The sequence below is a fragment of the Amycolatopsis sp. NPDC089917 genome (assembly GCF_040684635.1).
In the GTDB taxonomy this organism is placed as follows: domain Bacteria; phylum Actinomycetota; class Actinomycetes; order Mycobacteriales; family Pseudonocardiaceae; genus Amycolatopsis.
This window is the reverse complement of sequence record NZ_JBFBGL010000038.1, coordinates 1-16,754: the sequence shown is the minus strand read 5'-3', so window position 1 is coordinate 16,754 and position 16,754 is coordinate 1. Positions and strand designations below refer to the sequence as shown.

16 protein-coding genes are annotated in these 16,754 nt (G+C 69.3%); 8 read left to right on the top strand and 8 right to left on the bottom strand.

Annotated features, from left to right (window positions below):
* Positions 1–86 precede the first annotated feature (86 nt).
* The 5 genes from ectA (at position 87) to AB0N89_RS25925 (ending at position 6,478) form a co-directional block, all read left to right on the top strand.
* Positions 87–578: a diaminobutyrate acetyltransferase gene (gene ectA, locus AB0N89_RS25945; protein ID WP_364208944.1), complete on the top strand. Its 492-nt coding sequence runs from the start codon at positions 87–89 to the stop codon at positions 576–578.
* Positions 579–616: 38 nt separating this feature from the next.
* Positions 617–1,867: a diaminobutyrate--2-oxoglutarate transaminase gene (gene ectB / locus AB0N89_RS25940; RefSeq protein WP_364208941.1), complete on the top strand. Its 1,251-nt coding sequence runs from the start codon at positions 617–619 to the stop codon at positions 1,865–1,867.
* Positions 1,868–1,911: 44 nt separating this feature from the next.
* Positions 1,912–2,301: an ectoine synthase gene (locus tag AB0N89_RS25935; protein ID WP_007033454.1), complete on the top strand. Its 390-nt coding sequence runs from the start codon at positions 1,912–1,914 to the stop codon at positions 2,299–2,301.
* Between the two features lie 24 nt (positions 2,302–2,325).
* Entirely contained in the window at positions 2,326–3,225 is a 900-nt protein-coding gene (gene thpD / locus AB0N89_RS25930) for an ectoine hydroxylase (RefSeq protein ID WP_364208938.1), read from the top strand.
* 463 nt (positions 3,226–3,688) lie between these two features.
* Positions 3,689–6,478: a BTAD domain-containing putative transcriptional regulator gene (locus AB0N89_RS25925; protein WP_364208935.1), complete on the top strand. Its 2,790-nt coding sequence runs from the start codon at positions 3,689–3,691 to the stop codon at positions 6,476–6,478.
* 223 nt (positions 6,479–6,701) lie between these two features.
* Here AB0N89_RS25925 and AB0N89_RS25920 read toward each other — a convergent pair whose 3' ends face one another.
* From AB0N89_RS25920 to AB0N89_RS25895, 6 genes are all read right to left on the bottom strand, one after another.
* Positions 6,702–7,352: a DUF4190 domain-containing protein gene (locus AB0N89_RS25920; RefSeq protein WP_364208932.1), complete on the bottom strand. Its 651-nt coding sequence runs from the start codon at positions 7,350–7,352 to the stop codon at positions 6,702–6,704.
* 162 nt (positions 7,353–7,514) lie between these two features.
* On the bottom strand, positions 7,515–8,399 hold the full coding sequence (locus AB0N89_RS25915; protein ID WP_364208930.1) for a hypothetical protein: 885 nt from the start codon (positions 8,397–8,399) through the stop codon (positions 7,515–7,517).
* Positions 8,396–8,872, bottom strand: coding sequence for a hypothetical protein (locus AB0N89_RS25910; protein ID WP_364208927.1), 477 nt, complete (start codon positions 8,870–8,872; stop codon positions 8,396–8,398). Before AB0N89_RS25910 ends, AB0N89_RS25915 begins: the two co-directional genes overlap by 4 nt.
* A gap of 92 nt (positions 8,873–8,964) precedes the next feature.
* Entirely contained in the window at positions 8,965–9,399 is a 435-nt protein-coding gene (locus tag AB0N89_RS25905) for a hypothetical protein (protein WP_364208924.1), read from the bottom strand.
* Between the two features lie 7 nt (positions 9,400–9,406).
* On the bottom strand, positions 9,407–10,126 hold the full coding sequence (locus AB0N89_RS25900) for an OmpA family protein (protein ID WP_364208921.1): 720 nt from the start codon (positions 10,124–10,126) through the stop codon (positions 9,407–9,409).
* A gap of 152 nt (positions 10,127–10,278) precedes the next feature.
* The gene (locus tag AB0N89_RS25895) at positions 10,279–11,127 is read right to left on the bottom strand and encodes an SGNH/GDSL hydrolase family protein (RefSeq protein ID WP_364208918.1); all 849 of its coding nucleotides are present in this window, start codon (positions 11,125–11,127) and stop codon (positions 10,279–10,281) included.
* Positions 11,128–11,400: 273 nt separating this feature from the next.
* Between AB0N89_RS25895 and AB0N89_RS25890 the strand changes: the two genes are divergently transcribed.
* Positions 11,401–12,084 (top strand): DUF3159 domain-containing protein, encoded by a 684-nt coding sequence (locus AB0N89_RS25890; protein ID WP_364208916.1) that lies wholly within the window; start codon positions 11,401–11,403, stop codon positions 12,082–12,084.
* Between the two features lie 84 nt (positions 12,085–12,168).
* Here AB0N89_RS25890 and AB0N89_RS25885 read toward each other — a convergent pair whose 3' ends face one another.
* Both AB0N89_RS25885 and AB0N89_RS25880 read right to left on the bottom strand, forming a co-directional pair.
* Positions 12,169–13,143, bottom strand: coding sequence for a BadF/BadG/BcrA/BcrD ATPase family protein (locus AB0N89_RS25885; RefSeq protein WP_364208913.1), 975 nt, complete (start codon positions 13,141–13,143; stop codon positions 12,169–12,171).
* Entirely contained in the window at positions 13,140–14,183 is a 1,044-nt protein-coding gene (locus tag AB0N89_RS25880; protein WP_039918896.1) for an SIS domain-containing protein, read from the bottom strand. Before AB0N89_RS25880 ends, AB0N89_RS25885 begins: the two co-directional genes overlap by 4 nt.
* Positions 14,184–14,323: 140 nt before the next feature.
* On the opposite strand from AB0N89_RS25880, the gene AB0N89_RS25875 reads away from it, so the two are divergent.
* Both AB0N89_RS25875 and AB0N89_RS25870 read left to right on the top strand, forming a co-directional pair.
* Positions 14,324–15,079, top strand: coding sequence for a GntR family transcriptional regulator (locus tag AB0N89_RS25875; RefSeq protein ID WP_026467051.1), 756 nt, complete (start codon positions 14,324–14,326; stop codon positions 15,077–15,079).
* A gap of 91 nt (positions 15,080–15,170) precedes the next feature.
* On the top strand, positions 15,171–16,754 hold a 1,584-nt coding region (locus AB0N89_RS25870; protein WP_364208908.1), incomplete at its 3' end, for an MFS transporter.

Here is a 16,754-nt window from a genome sequence, read left to right as displayed (position 1 = left end):
TGTGTTTCGGGGTTGTTGCAGGTAGCCGCGTTGCCGCCGCCGCGCTGATCTGACCGCGCCCGAATCCTCCGGTACGTTTCTTGAACATGTCCGGAAAGCACTTGATCGAAAATCCGACCAAGGCAGACGGTGCCGCGCTCTGGAGAATCGCCCGCGATTCGAAGAAGCTCGATCTCAACACGCCTTACGCCTATTTGCTGTGGTGCCACGATTTCGCGGACACCTCGGTCGTCGCGAAAGTCGACGGCGAGCCGGTCGGTTTCGTGATCGGGTATCGGAAGCAGGACACCGGCTTCGTCTGGCAGGTCGCGGTCGACGCGTCCCAGCGTGGAAAAGGCCTGGCCGGGGCACTGCTCGACGATCTGTTCGCCAGGCTCGCCACCCAGGGTGTGCGATACCTCGAAACGACGATCACCCCGGACAACGAGGCTTCGATCCGGTTGTTCGCCTCGTTCGCCAAGCGCTGGGACGCCACCTTGGAACGCCAGGATCTGTTCTCCGCGACGGATTTCCCGGCCGAGGAAGGAACGCATGAGCAGGAGGACCTGTACCGAATCGGTCCGCTCGGCAACAACTAGGACGTAAAACCGGGGATCCCAGGGAGAAAGAAAACGTGATGAGTATTTTCGAGGAACTCGAATCCGAAGTACGCAGTTACAGCCGTGGCTGGCCCGTGGTGTTCGACCGGGCCCAGGGGAGCTACCTGTACGACGAAGACGGCAAGGCCTATCTCGACTTCTTCGCCGGCGCCGGCGCGCTCAACTACGGGCACAACAACCCGGCGCTCAAGCGGGCACTGATCGACTACATCGCCCGTGACGGCGTCACGCACGCGCTCGACATGTTCACCGTGGCCAAGCGGGACTTCCTCCAGACCTTCAAGGAGAAGATCCTCCAGCCGCGCGAACTCGACTACAAGGTCGTCTTCCCCGGCCCCGGTGGCGCGAACGCGGTCGAGGCCGCGCTGAAGCTCGCGCGCAAGGTGACCGGCAAGGAATCGGTCATCAACTTCACCAACGCCTTCCACGGGATGACGCTGGGCGCCCTCTCGGTGACCGGTAACTCGATGAAGCGCGGCGGCGCGGGCGTCCCGCTGGTGCACGCCACGCCGATGCCGTACGACAACTACTTCGACGGCTCCATCCCGGACTTCCTCTACTTCGAGAAGCTGCTCGAAGACTCCGGCAGCGGCCTGAACGAGCCCGCCGCCGTCATCGTCGAGGGTGTCCAGGGCGAGGGCGGCATCAACGCCGCGCGCATCGACTGGCTCAAGGCGCTGGACGACCTGTGCAAGAAGCACGGCATCCTGCTGATCCTCGACGACGTCCAGATGGGCTGCGGCCGCACCGGGCCGTTCTTCAGCTTCGAGGAAGCGGGCATCAAACCCGACATCGTCTGCCTGTCGAAGTCCATCGGCGGCTACGGCATCCCGATGGCGCTGACGCTGATCCGCCCCGACCTCGACGTCTGGGAGCCGGGCGAGCACAACGGCACCTTCCGCGGCATCAGCCCGGCGTTCGTCACCGCGACCGAGGCGCTGCGCGTCTACTGGAGCGACGACGAGCTGGAGAAGTCGACCAAGGCCAAGGGCGAGCGCATCGCCGCCGCCTTCCAGGGCATCGTCGAGGCGTACCCGGACGCGAACCTGTTCGCGAAGGGCCGCGGCCTCGCCCGCGGCATCGAGTTCGCCAACGGCGATCTCGCGGGCAAGGTCTGCGCCGCCGCCTTCGAGCGCGGGCTGCTGATGGAGACCTCCGGCCCCGACGGCGAGGTCATGAAGGTGCTCCCGCCGCTCACTCTGACCGAGGACGAGCTCACGAAGGGCCTGTCGATCATCGACGAGGCCGTCGCCACCGTCCTCGCCTGACCCGAACCGACCGCCCTCAACCGAGAACGAGAAGGAGTTTTCCGTTGCTTGTCAGAACCCTCGACGAGGTCACCGACACCGACGCCGACATCAAGACCCCGAACTGGCGCAGCAAGCGCATCGTGCTGGCCAAGGAGGGCGTCGGGTTCTCCGTGCACGAGACCACGCTCTACGCCGGGACCGTCAACGACTTCTGGTACGCGAACCACATCGAAGCGGTCTTCATCACCTCCGGTGAGGGAGAGCTCGAAAACACCGCGACCGGTGAGGTCTTCCAGCTGAAGCCGGGAACGTTGTACCTGCTCAACGACCACGACAAGCACCAGGTCCGGCCCAAGACCGAGATCAAGTGCGTCTGCGTGTTCAACCCGCCGATCACCGGACGCGAGGTCCACGACGAAAACGGCGTGTACCCGCTCGTAACCGAACCCTAGGAATCGCTCGAGGAGGCGACCGCTTTGACGCTGACCGACACCCGAGTCGACGACAGTTACCCGACACGCATCACGGGTAAGCCCGAACACCTGCCCAGGACGCACCCCACCGTCTGGGGCACCGAGGCCGAGGGACCGCTCGACGCGGCCACCCTGGCCAACCACGAGACCCGTGGTTACACCGTCGTCGACCAGTTGTTGTCGCCTGGCGAGATCCAGACGTACTGGCAGGAACTCGTGCGGATGTCCTCCGGGGACCACCGCGACGACGAGCGCGTCATCACCGAGGCCAGGACCGGTGAGGTCCGCTCCATCTTCGACGTCCACGAGACCAGCGAGCTGATCGCGGAACTCGTCCGCGATCCGCGCGTGCTCGACCGGGCCCGGCAGATCCTCGGCTCCGAGGTGTACATCCACCAGAGCCGCGTGAACTACATGCCCGGCTTCAAGGGCACCGGGTTCTACTGGCACTCGGACTTCGAGACCTGGCACGCCGAGGACGGCATGCCGGCGCCGCGGGCGGTCAGCTGCTCCATCGCGCTCACCGACAACTACCCGTTCAACGGCGGGCTGATGGTGATGCCGGGCTCACAGCGGACCTTCGTCCAATGCGCCGGGGAAACCCCGGAGTCCAACTACAAGAGTTCGCTGAAAGAGCAGCGGGTCGGTGTTCCGAGTGAGGATGACATCACCAAACTCGCCGCCGAATACGGAATCGATCAATTCACCGGACAGGCCGGTTCGGCGCTCTGGTTCGATTCGAATGTGATGCACGGTTCGTCGAACAACATCACGCCGTACCCGAGGTCGAACATCTTCATCGTGTTCAACAGCGTCGAGAACGCGTTGCGGGAGCCGTACGCGGCGATCGAACGACGGCCCACGTTCATCGCCGGCCGCGACACGGCCCCGCTGTCCCGGTGAAGAACCGCAGGTAGCGAAGGCCATGACGGGGTGCCTGTAGCCGGTAGTGTGCGCCCTGTTACGTTGTCGCCACGTGAGCGGGCCAGTGGGCCCGCTCACGTAGGTGTTGTCGACGGTCGAACGGGTTCTTCGCTCGGGGTGAGCCCACCCGGACGGACGTGGACGCCGATGTCCGGTGTGGGTCGCGCCCCCAGGTGGCCCAAATCGGACATCCCCCGGCTCCGTGCCATCAGATCGGGACTGATGGCACGGAGCTTTTTTATTGCCGCGCGCTGACGCGCTTCCGGGGAGACGGTTCGCCGGTGCCCCCTCGCGTCGGCTTCCGGCCGGACTTTGGATCAATTCGCGGGGTCGGTTGTGTCCTGCTTTGTCTCTCTTTCCTCGTGTTTTCTGGTTGGCGGCGTCTTCGCGCGGTAGGTTGGCTACTCCGGTAAGGGGAGAGATCGGAGGAGGGGTGCTTGCCATGGGCGAAAACGGTTCCCCTGCCCGTTTCCAGCTCCTCGGTCCCGTGCGCCTCCTCGACGGTGATCACCCCGTCCCCGTGGGCGGTCCCGGCGTCCGCGGTCTGCTCGCGCTGCTGGCCCTGAAGGTCAACAAAGTTGTCGCGCTCGACGAGATCATCGACGCACTTTGGGGACACGATCCGCCGGCCACCGCCCGCACGATCGTCCACGGCAACGTCTCCCACCTGAGGCGCGTGCTGCGCGACATCCAGGGAGATCATCCGCGCGGCGCCCGCATCCTCACCGCGCCGCCCGGCTACCAGCTCACCGTCGAACCCGCCCGGATCGACGTCCACCGTGCCCGGTCGCTGCTGGAGCAGGCGTCGGCCGAGGATCCGGAGAAGGCGTCCGAGCTGCTCGCCGAGGCCCTCGCGCTCTGGCAGGGACCCGCGCTGGCCGGCGTGCCGGGCTCGGTCCGCGCCCCCGAACTGGAGGACCTGCGGCTCGCCGTCCACGGCGCCAGGGTCGACGCGGACCTCGAACTCGGCAGGCACGCGGAACTGATCGTCGAACTCAGCCCGCTGGTCCGCGCGAACCCGCTCGCGGAGCGCACCGCCGGTCAGCTGATGCGCGCGCTCTACCACGCCGGGCGCCGCGGCGACGCGCTCGAGCTCTACCGCACGGTGTCCCGGGCGACGCTGCGGACGCTCGGCGTCGAGCCCGGCGCGGACCTGCGCTGGCTGCACGAGCGTGTCCTGAACGACGATCTGCCGGTCAAGGTCGTCGCGGAACCGAAGGCCGAGACGGCGCCGGTGCAGCAGTTGCCGCCCGCCGTGCCGAACCTCGCCGGACGCGAGGCCGATCTGGCCTGGCTCGACGACCTCGCCGAGCGGGCCGAAGCGGGCGAGACCGCGGTCGGCGTCGTCACCGGGACGGCCGGCATCGGCAAAAGCAGCCTCGTGGTGTGGTGGGCGCATCGCTCGGGCCGCCGCTTCCCCGATGGCATCCTTTTCGCCTCGCTGCGCGGTTTCGACCCGCACCATCCGCCGCTGGAGCCCGCCGACCTGCTCACCCAGTTCCTCCTCGGGCTCGGCGTCCCCGCCGAGGGCGTCCCGGAGCAGGTCCACGAACGCGTCGCGCTCTACCGCTCGATGATCGCCGGACGCCGGATGCTGGTCATCCTCGACAACGCCCGTTCCGCCGAGCAGGTCCGGCCGCTGCTGCCGCCCGGCTCGCGGTCGATGACGCTGGTGACCAGCCGGTCGCGCCTCGACGGGCTCGCCGTGTCCAACGCGGCCAAACTGCGCGTCCTCGGCACGCTCGCGCCCGGCGACGCCGTCCGGCTGATCGAGGAACTCGCCGGGCCCGCCGGGTTCGACCTGAACCACGCGCTCGCCCGGCTCTGCGGTTATCTCCCGCTGGCACTGCGGATCGCGGGCGCCCGGCTCGCCGCCAGCGCGCAGTGGTCCGCGCAGGATCTGGTCGACGAACTCGGCAACGAGCGCACCAGGCTGGCCGCGCTCGACGTCGAGGGTCCGGACGACGGGGTCCGCGCCGCGTTCGACGTCTCGTTCCGCGGGCTGCCGCCCGAGGTCGCGAACACGTTCCTGCGGCTGGGTGTCGTGCAGGTCGTGTCGGCCGGTTCGCATCTGACGGCCGCGATCGGCGGGATCACCGTCGCCGAGGCGCGGCGGCATCTGCGGGTGCTCGCCGCGCACAACCTGCTCGCCGAAACCGGCCGCGACTCCTTCGTCCCGCACGACCTCGTCCGCCTGTTCCTCCGCGAACTGGCGGAGAACGAACTCGACGAGACCGACCGGCGGGACGTGCTGACCCGGTCCGTGCGGTACTACCAGGCCGTCGCCGACCGGGCCCGGCGCAAGATGCTGCGGATCGTCGATCCGCTCGACTTCACCGGCCTGCTGACCGACGCGCAGACGCCGCCGATGGGCTCCTTCGCCGAAGCGCAGGACTGGTTCGCCGCGGAGTGGGTGAACCTCCTGGAGGTCCTCGAAGCGGCCTGTGCCGACGGACGCCACGACGACGTCTGGCGGCTGGCCAGGGTCGCGCACACCTATCGCGCGGTGTATCCGTTGCTGGACGATTGGACGCGGCTGGTCGAGATCGGACTGGCGGCCGCCGAGCGGTCCGGTGACGTCCTCGGCCGGTGCTGGATGCTGATCTCCCGCTGCGCCATCGCGCTCACCTTCGAACTCCCGCAAGGCTGTCTCGCCGACGCCGAACGCGCGCTGGAACTCGCGAGCGCGATCGGCGACAACCGGCTGATGGTCTCGGCGAACATCCACCTCGGTTCCGCGCTGACCCTGCTGGGACGGCACGACGAGGCCATCGGGACGTTGCGGCGGGCGGTCGAGGAGACCGACCGGACCGGCGACCTCGATCTGCGCGGGCAGGCGCTCAACAACTGCGCGGAGGCGGAAAAACGGGCCGGGCGGTTCATCGAGGCGATCGGGCACCAGGTCGCCTCGCTGGAGATCGACCGGACCCTCGGCGACGAAAGCTACGTCGTCGTCTCCTTGAACAACCTGGCCGAGCTGAGCATGCGGATCGGCGAACTCGCCGCGGCGGAACGGTATGTCTGGGAGGCCGTGGACCTGACGATCAGCCGCCGGTTCGTCCTCCAGGAGGGCGTGCTGCGGATGACCCTGGGCAGGGTGCTGCGGGCCGGGTCGGATGTGGACGGTGCCCGCGAGCAGTTCGCGCTCGCGTTGAAAATCCTGGCGGACGCCAATCCGAAGCTCGCCGCGCTGGTCCGGGCGGAGCTGACGGGCCTCGGCGAAGGTCCGTGAGTGATCCTTAGCGGATTCTTAGTGGCCTCGCCGCACACGCGCGTAGGGTCCCGTTCAGCGTCGATCGAGCCCTAGGGGAGGGGCATGCGGTAGGGATCGGCGCTCGGGCGGCCCCTTCGGGAGCCGTCTGAAGAGCCGCCAGGAGCGGCTCGTGGCGGTCCGGCCGGTGGAGGTGGGGGCGATACCGGCCGGCCGCCAGGCGGGTGATCCGAAACAGGGGGACTCAGCCGGTGCTCGCCGTGCACAGGGCGATGGTCTGGCCCTTGTTCTCCGCCACCTTCTGGCCGTTGACCAGGATCGTGCAGGAGATCTGGTTGCTGACCGACGCGTTCCGGGTGTCCGCGGTGACGGTGAGCAGGTAGTCGCCCGAGTTGAAGGACGCCGTGCCGCGCCATTCGTCGGTGCTGGCCGGGGTCGTCTCGCTCCGCTGGTCGTTGAGCGAACCGAACCGGACGGTCGCGCCGCCGGACGCGCTGACGACGAACTCGACGGTGTGCTTGTCCCCGGCGACCGCCGGGATGTGCAGTCCCGACTGACCGGTAGCGAAGAAGTTGGTGTAGACCAGTAACCCGCTCGCGGCCAGCAAACCGGCGACGGAAAGCGCGAGTCCCGCGATCCCCATTCCCTTCTTGTCTGCTTCGCCCTTCTTGATTTTGGTAAGACCGATCACGGAAAGAACCAACCCGATCACGGCGAGCGGCCAGGCGGCGATCCCGGCGACCGGGACGAAGGCGACCCCGAGTGCCGCCAGTCCGACCAGGAAACCGGCGATGACCAGGCCGTTCTTGGGCTTCCGATGACGGGTCCCGTGGGTGGCGAAACCCGGGCCGTAGCGGGTCGCCGGCGGGTGCGGGAGAGGTGGATCGGTCGGCATACGTGCCCTTTCGGAGGCTTCCGTCCGAAGACGTTAACCCATCGTTCGGGGCAATGGCCGAAATTGTTACCTGCCGGAAAAAGTCATCATTCCACGATGATCAAGCGGTCATCGACATTTTCTGACGAGAATTGTCGCATCGCCGAAATATCGGAAACCCGATCACTGATCGAACAGGCTGACTTCGGGGGTGATCTCCAGCAGTTCGTGCACCGGCCTGCCGCGCCTGCCGTCGATGGTCGTCGTCCGCACGACCCGCAGGCGGGCGGTCACCGGCCGGTCCAGGTTCTCCTTGATCTCGTCGAGCAGATCCGGCGCGACCGCGCCCTGGATCGTGCCGCCCGATTCGCGTTCGAGATAGAAGATCCGGCGCCGGGTGCGGACGCCGTCCAGCCTGCCGCTGACCGTCTCGTAGCCGACGGCCTCGCGGGACTCGCGCAGGCTCCCGGACAGGATCCGCGCCTGCTCGGTGGTCATGCTGCGGGTCAGCTCGTCGCCCGCGGTCGGGGTCAGCGCCATGCCGACCCCCGCGTGCTTGCTGACCGCGTTGACGATGTCGCTGACCGCGTTGCGGACGGTGTCGCGCTGCAGCAGCACCGCGTCCAGCGCGCCGTCGTCGGAGCCGTTGGCGGGCAGGAAATCGCACAGTTCCTTGACCGCGCGTTCGGACAGCGACTCGATCCCGTCGTGGATGAGCGCGTCGTCGAGCGCCGGTTCGGGGAAGCCGAAGAAGATCGCGTTGCCCGCCTGGCCGCGCTGGATCAGCGGGGCCTTCTCCCGGTCCGCCGGCTGGACGAAGGTCACCTCGCCCGACGGGTTCCGGATGATGTGCCCGATCTTGGCCGTCGCGTCCTGCAGCGCGCGGCTGATGTCCGAGAAGGTGTACGCGTCGAGATGCGACTCGCCGAGCACGGACACGCGAAGCAGCGGAGAGCGCGACGTCCGCTCGAACTTGGCGTACGCGGCCATCGCCGAAGCACGGGCGAGGTCGTCGAGCCAGGTGCCGCCGGGGATCTCGTCGGCGATACGCCGGAATTCGTTCCTCACCAGATCACTTCCGGAATCCCCCTGCCGTCGGCCGCCCACACTTCTTCCCAGATCTCCTCGTCGCCGGGACGGCAGAGGAAGCCGTCGAGCATGCCGCCGACGGGCTGGACCTGGTCCAGGTACATGGCGGGCTGGCCGACGATGACACCGCGCAGCGTCAGCAGCCCGTACAGCGCCGAGCGGCCCGCGTCGTCGAGTCGTTTGAGCGCGCCCCATTCGTCCGGGAACAGCACCACGTCGAGCCCGAGCGGCGCGTGCGGGGTCCTGGCGGTCAGGTCGCCGCCGATCCACGCGCGGCCGGTCGGCATGATCCGCCGGGCGACCCCCAGGTAGCTGTTCAGCGCGCTGAACAGGATTTCCCGGTCGTTCTGATGCGGCGCGTCGAAGACCAGCCGCTCGTAGACGTCGGCCAGGTCGGCGGGGTGGCGGCCCGGAGGCAGCAGGTTGTGCGGCGTCCAATAGGGGAGCGCCAAATCGGAGCCTCCTTCGTGTGCCGGAGCTCCCGAACGAAGAAACGTACCCGGCGTCACGCTCACAGTGCGTAGCCGAATTTACCAGGCGAGTGTCAGCCGCCTTGCCCCGGCCGGTGCTCGGACGCGCGCCCGGCCGGTGGCCAGTCCTCGTCGCTGGGCCAGACCGGTTCGGGTTCGTGGCCGCCCTCGCCGTTCCGGCCCGCCGGCCCCGGTTCGCCCGGGTGGTGGGCGTGCACCGGTTCCGGGGTCAGCTGGCCCTCTCGGTGGCCTTCCGCCTCCTGGTCGTACGGCTCGTCGTCGTCCTGGATCCGCGCGGGCGGGATGAACTGCGTCTGTTCGGACGAGAGCAGCTCGGGCACCGGCTCGGGGTCGGGCTCGGTGCGGACGGCGCGTTCCGGCTCGCGGACGGCGGGCTCGGGCGCGGTGCGCTCACGTCGTTCGCCGCGCGTCATCAGCCACGTGACCCCGCAGCCGAGGGCGAAGGAGATGAGCAGCCAGAGCCAGATCTGCCCGAAGAGCCAGAGCATTCAGCCATCACCTCTGTTCTGCCGTGATGTCGACGCGGCGGCCCTCGCCGCTCGCGCCGTCGGAGGTCCTGCGTTGGGTGGAGTACGCCTGGTCGCGCTTGACCCCGTTGCGCTCCAGCAGCCGCTCCACCGTCAGTGCCCGGTTCAGCGAGAGCTTCTTGTCCGAACCGGTCGCCACCGTCCCGGTGATCCGGAACCGCAGCTCGCGCGGTGCGTCCGTGAGCAGCTTCGCGATCTCCAGCGCGCCGCGTTCGCCGTCCGCGGTGAGGTCGGTGGTGTCCGGTTCGAAGGTGATCGGCGTGGCGGCCAGCAGGCGGTCGATCTCGGCCTGGAAGCCCGCCTTGTCCGTCGGTTTGGCCGGAGCCGTCGAGCTGGGCGGCGGGCTCGGCGGGGCGGGCGGCGGGCTCGACGGTTCGCCGCTGGTCGTCACCGGACCGGTGGGCGGGGCGGTGTCACCGGAGATCTCGACCGTGCGGACCCCGTCGATCCGCTGGATGGCGTCCATCGCCTGCGCGGCCTTGTCGGGCGGGAAGCCGGTGAGGTTCGCGTCGCGGCCGGAGAAGGTCACCTCGCCGCCGGAGACGCCGACGTCGGCGAGCGCGTTCTTCGCGCGTGCCGTCAGCCCGGCCTCGATGTCGTCCGAGGTCGACCAGACGGAGATCGCCGTCAAGGCGAGCGTGACCAGCAGCGCTGTAGGCAGCAAGCGGCTCCAGCGTGTACCGGGCATGAAGGGACTGTAAGCCGGGGCAGGCCCGGGTGCATCGGACGAACAGGACATGACCCGTTCGGGTGACGTCCAGAGACGGCCGAAGGGGCCCTTCCCCGCATGCGGCGCGGTGAGGGGCCCCTTCGTGGCGGCGGATGAGGGGAAAGTCCCCTTCAGCTCGCGTGGTGGTGGATCTCGCGCGCGGGCAGCATCGGCTCGGCCGGGAGCGAGACGCTCGCCGCCTCGATCTGCTCCAGCGGCAGCAGCGGCGCGAGCTCGGGGCGCTTCGGGGACAGGCCGTCGCCCATGGACTCGCCCTTGAGCTGACGCCGGATCCACGGCAGCAGATGCGCCTTCGTCCACTCCAGGTCGGAGCGGCGCGAGGTGATCCAGGTGTTCGGCTGCTCGGACGCCGGCCACGGCTCGCGCCAGTCGTCGGCGACCGGGACGCCGAGGACCTCGGCCGCGCGCAGCGCGATCCGCCGGTGGGCCTCGGGGGTGAAGTGCAGCCTGTCGTCGCTCCAGGCGCGGCGGTCGTGCAGCGGGGCCATCGCCCACATGTCGACCATCTTGGCGCCGTGCCGGTCGGCGATCGCCCACAGATGCGCGTTGTAGATGCCGACCTTCCCCCGGAGGACGTGCATCACGGACAGGTACTTGGTGTCCGGGCCGTTGAAGATGAGCACCGGGATCCCGGCCTCGCGCAGCTTGGCGACCCCCGCCTCCAGCCGCGCGGCGACGGCGTCCACGTCCGCGCCGGGCACGATGATGTCGTTCCCGCCCGCGCACAGGGTGACCAGGTCGGGCTTGACCGCGAGCGCGATCGGCAGCTGCTCTTCCAGGATCTCGTCGAGCATCTTCCCGCGGAGGGCGAGGTTCGCGTACTGGAAATCGGGCCTGCCTTCGGCCAGGATCTCCGCGAGCCTGTCCGCCCAGCCCCTGAAGGTGCCGTCGGGCAGATCATCGTTGAGTCCTTCGGTGAAGCTGTCACCGATCGCGACATAGCTGTCGAATCCGTACACGTTGGGTCCCCTTCCGTCCGTGTGCCCCCGGTTGGTACTTGTACACCACAACTAACAGCTGAGAGCGCCCCTGCAATCCCGCCTGACCGAAACCCGTGGTTCAGCCCGTTGACACAGTCTCTTATTTTGTCGGACGTCCATGCATCTCCATTACTGGGATGTACACTCCTGGGCTGCTGAGATTCACCTCAAGCAGGTGCGAAACGGACACGGTATGTGGCGAACGTCTCCCCGCCCGGGTGTCCGGGGTCATGGATCCGGCAGGCTGTGAGGGTGACCTCACGACCCCCGCGCGAGTCGCTCGCCCAGATCCTCGGCGGGCGGCGTGGCGCCATCGACGCGAGCATCCCGCCCGCGGCCTTCGTCCTGGGCTGGCTGATCGCCGGCCAGTCGATCGCCTGGGGGGCCGGCGTGGCCATCGGGGTGGCGGTGCTGCTCGGCGCGTTCCGGGTCGCGCGCGGGGATAAGGCCCGCGCGGTCGTGGTGAGCCTCGCCGCGGTCATCGCCGCCGCGCTGATCGCCCTGCACACCGGCCGCGCCGAAGACTTCTTCCTCATCCAGCTGCTGTCCAATGTGGCCAGCGCGCTGCTGTGGGCGGCCAGCATCGTGGTCCGGTGGCCGCTGCTCGGCGTCGTGGTCGGGCTCGTCATCGGGCAGAAGACCCGCTGGCGCCGCGATCCCGCGCTGCTGCGCGCCTATTCGCGGGCGAGCTGGGTGTGGGTCTTCCTCCAGTACACGCTGCGCGTGGTCGTGTACGGCTCGCTGTGGTGGAGCGGGCAGGTGGTCGCGCTCGGCATCGCGCGGACGGTGCTCTCCTGGCCGCTGGTCGCGGTGACGGTCGCCGTGAGCGGCTGGGTGCTGTACCGCACGCTGCCGCCGGAACATCCCGGTCTGCGGGTGGTGGAGGCGAACGGAGATCCCTCGGATCCGGCGCCCGGCGGGCTGCCCAGGACATAAGGCGGCCCCCGGCGAGGGGGGAGGGTCCGGGGGCCGGGTCCTACGGTACCCGGAGTTCGGCCCCGGAGTCGATGGTTTGGTCTTTTAGGGCGCGTTTTTGGTGATTTTCCCGGCTGCGACCGGCCGGGGCGCGTCCTCCCCGTAGGCGTCGACGGCAGCGAGCCACGCGGCCCCCAGGACACCGTCGGTGCTGGTCAGGGCCTCGAAACCGGCGAGTTCGGCACGGACTTTCGCCCCGACCGGGCCCTCCGGGGACAGCACGCTGCCGACGAGGACGATCGGCGTGGTCTCGCCGGGGTCCCGCACCGCCATGACGTTCGTCACCAGATGGGCCGCCGCGCGGGTGGTGATCCCGTCGGCCGCCGGGTCGCCCGCGCGGTCGGCCTCGCTGACGAACGGGGCGAACCTGGCGAGCCGGATCGGTGCTTCGGAGTTGGCGCTCGTGATGAGCGCGCGCCACAGCCCGGCCCGATCGCCCGGGGAGTCCACTGCGGACGGTCCGAGCGCTTCGGCGAGCACGGCGCGCGCGAGCGATCCGGGTTCGCCGCCGAGGCTCAGGACATCCAATGTGGAGCGAACGGCTTCACGGCCGAGCCAGTACGCCGAACCTTCGTCACCCAGCAACCAGCCGTAGCCGCCGGCGGTGGAGACCACGCGCCTGCCGCGGACCCGTCCGGCGATCGACCCGGTGCCGGCCACGAGGACCGAACCGTCCGGCGCGGAAGTGGCCGACGCGTAGGCGACCTCGGAGTCGGGGACCGTCCGCACCGGACTGATTCCCGCGTCCTTCCAAGCGGTTTCGAAGATCCCCGCGATCGCCGGATCGCTCAGTTTGCTGACCCCCGCCATGCCGACGACGCACGCGGCGGTCGCGGCCGGGTCCAGCCCGCCCAGCGCCTGCGTGATCGCGCTCGTGATCCGCGCCGCGGCCTCCGCGGGCGGATGGGAGTGGGGATTCGCCCCGCCCGCGCGCCCGGCGCCGAGCACGACGCCGGAGGCGTCGACGGCGATCGCTCGCGTCGACGTGCCCCCGGCGTCCACACCGATGACGTGACTCACCGCGTCTTGGTCACCTTGAGCAGCCCGCGAGGACTGTCCGGGTCACCGCCGCGCGCCAGCGAAAGGCCGAGCGCGATCCGCTGGATGGGCAGGATCTCCAGGATCGGGGCGACCTCTTCGGCGGACGGCGCGACACCGATCCGCAGCGCCGCCGGGACGTCGGCCGAAGCCGAACCGACCGCGAGCACGTCCGCGCCGCGTTTGCCGACGGCCTCCAGGACCTCCTGCATCGCGCCGACGCCGTGGCCCTGGCTCGTCACGGCGAGCACCGCGGTCTCGCCGTCGACGGCGGCGACCGGACCGTGCAACAGGTCCGCGCCGCTGTACGCGCGGGCCGCGAGGTAGCTGGTTTCGGCCAGCTTCAAAGAACCTTCCAGCGCCGAGGCGTAGGAGTAGCCGCGGCCGGTGGTGAGCACCCGGTCGACGAAGCGGTAGCGGTCCACCGCGCGCTGGACGCCTTCGTCCGCGCCGTCGAGGGTCTGCTGCGCGAGTTCGCCCAGCTTCTCCGCGTCCTCGCCCTTGCCGCCGCGGACCGCGTCGATCAGCAGGTAAAGGGAGAGCAAGGTGGCCGAGTACGTCTTCGTGGCGGCCACGGCCTTTTCCAGCCCCGCGCCGATGTCGACGCCGAGCTCGGCGGCGGCGCGCAGCGGCGATTCCGGGGTGTTGGTGACCGAGACGGTCAGCGCTCCCTGGCGACGCGCGGTTTCGGTGACCTCGATGAGATCCGGGGATCCGCCGCTTTGGCTTACTGTGATGAAGAGAACGTCCCGCAGATCGGGACGGGCGCCGTACAAAGTCGCGGTGGAGGGCGAGACGAGACCGCAGGGGAGACCGAGGAGTACTTCGATCAGGTACTTCGCATACAGGGCGGCGTGGTCGCTGGAGCCACGGGCGGCGAGCAGTGCGAACCTGGGCGGACGCTTGGAGATGGCTTCGGCCACCTCGGCGATTTCGGCCTGTCGCTCCACGATTCCTGCCAGAATGGCGGGTTGCTGGGAGATCTCCGCGGCCATGTGCTCGCCGGGGCGCTGTTCGGTCATCTCGTTCCCTTCCACCGGGACGTACTTCGTCCCCCGAGTAGGTCTAGACCAATGCTAGCCCGAATGGACGTTTGTGGTGAAGGGTACGTTTCCTAGCGGGGACGGTGCGCGTTTGAGTGGAAGGGCTTAGGGAGTCGGTCATGTTGGAGACAACCACCGCGAGTGAGGCGGGCGCTACGGCTGGGATGCGCGGGCAGCGCGAACCCAAGTACTGGGCGCTGAAACAGCATCTGCTCGATCTGCTCGACGCGTTGCCCCCGGGCTCGCCGATTCCGACGGAACGGGCGCTCGCGGGAGAATTCACCGTTTCGCGCACCACGGTCCGCCAGGCGCTCGCCGACCTCACCGCCGAGGGGCGGCTCCACCGCGTGCAGGGCAAGGGCACCTTCGCCGCCGAGCCGAAACTCGCGCAGCGCCTCCAGTTGTCGTCCTACACCGAGGACATGCGCAAGCAGGGCCTCAAGCCGTCGTCCAAGCTCCTGGAGATCGACGAACTCCCGGTCGAAGCCGATCTGGCGAAACTCCTCGGAATCCGTGTCGGCGCGAAGATTCTTCGCCTTCGCCGCCTCCGGCTGGCCGACTCGCAGCCGATGGCGCTGGAGACCACACACCTCCCGCTCGGCCGCTTCCGAGGTTTGCGCAAACACGTTTCCGCAGGTGGTTCGCTGTACGCCGTGCTGCGGGAGCACTACGGCGTCGAGCTGGAAAGGGCCGAGGAAACGATCGAGACCGCGCTCGCCGGACCGCATGAGGCGGAGATGCTCGGCGCCGACGTCGGAATGCCGATGTTGCTCCTTTCGAGGCATTCTTACGCCACGGACGGAAAACCGGTCGAGTTCGCCAGGGCGATCTACCGTGGCGACCGTTACAAATTCGTCACCACGCTGCTTCCCTGACGAGTCAGGTAATTCCGGGAAAGATCGCTTTCCCGGGAAATGTGCCGATTTCGCGGTGGCCCGGTACCGCCCGTCGTGCTTCAGTCGACCCATGACTGACACGGCGGCGGGAATCCGCTGGGGGACGCCGGTGGCGCGCGGGGTGCTCGCGACGACCATCGTGGGCTCCGGCATGGCGATGCTCGACGGGACGATCGTCAACGTCGCGCTGCCGAGGATCGGCGAAGAACTCGAAGCCTCCGTCGCGGGCCTGCAATGGATCCTCGACGGCTACCTGCTCGCGCTCGCCGCGCTGATCCTCGTCGCCGGTTCGCTCGGCGACCGCTACGGCCGCCGCCGGATGTTCGTCGTCGGCGTCGTCTGGTTCGGGATCGCGTCCGGGCTGTGCGCCGCCGCGACGACGACCGAGATGCTCGTCGCGACCCGGATCCTCCAAGGGATCGGGGGAGCTTTGCTCACGCCCGGCTCGCTCGCGATCCTCCAAGCCTCCTTCGCCCACGACGACCGGGCCCGCGCGATCGGCGCGTGGTCCGGGCTCGGCGGGATCGCGGCGGCGGTCGGCCCGCTGCTCGGCGGCGTGCTGGTGCAGGTGTGGTCCTGGCGGCTGGCGTTCCTGATCAACCTGCCGCTCGCCGCCGTCTGCGTCCTGCTCGCCCGGCGCTACGTGCCCGAGTCCCGCGACGAGGAGGCGACCGGGCATCCGGACTTCACCGCGGCCGCCGTCGGCGCCGTCGGCCTCGCCGGGCTCACCGGCGCGCTCGTCGAGGCGCCCGGACGCGGCATCGGCGACGTCGTCGTCCTGGTGGCCATGGTGCTCGGCGTCGGCGGACTCGGGGCGTTCCTGGTGATCCAGCACCGCTCGGCCGATCCGCTGGTGCCGCCGAAACTGTTCCGCGACCGGACGTTCAGCCTCGCCAACGCGCTGACCTTCGTCGTCTACGCGGCGCTCGGCGGCGTGATGATGCTGATGGTCATGCAGCTCCAGGTGTCGCTCGGCTATTCGCCGACCGCGGCGGGGCTCGCCGGGTTGCCGATCACCGTCATCATGCTGATCTTCTCCGGCCGGTCGGGCGCGCTCGCGCAGAAGATCGGGCCGCGCGCGCAACTGGTCATCGGCCCGATCCTGGTCGGCGTCGGCATGCTGCTGCTGATGCGGGTCGGGCCGGGATCGTCGTACCTCGGATCGGTGCTGCCCGCCGTCGTCGTGTTCGGCGCCGGGCTGGCGACGGTCGTCGCGCCGGTGACCGCGACGGTCCTCGCCGCCGCGCCGGACCGGTACGCCGGCGTCGCCTCCGGGGTCAACAACGCCATCGCCCGCTCCGGCGGCCTGCTCGCGATCGCCGTGCTGCCCGCGGTCGCCGGGCTCTCCGGCGCGGCCTACACCGACCCGGTCGCGCTGACCGCGGGCTGGCGGACGGCGCTGCTGGTGTGCGCGGCGCTGGCGATCGGCGGCGGGCTGATCGCGCTCGGCATCCACAACGGCGTCCTCGACACGCCTTCCGCCGAGGAGACCGCCGACACCGGGGACGCCGACGAGTCACCGCATCCGGGTGAATGTCTCCACTGCGGGGTCGACTCGCCGCCGACGCACGTCCGGCCCGCCGGCCACCCGAGCTTCACGGTTCTTCGATCGCGACGCCCATCGAGCGGGCCGTGCCCGCGATCGTGCGCACGG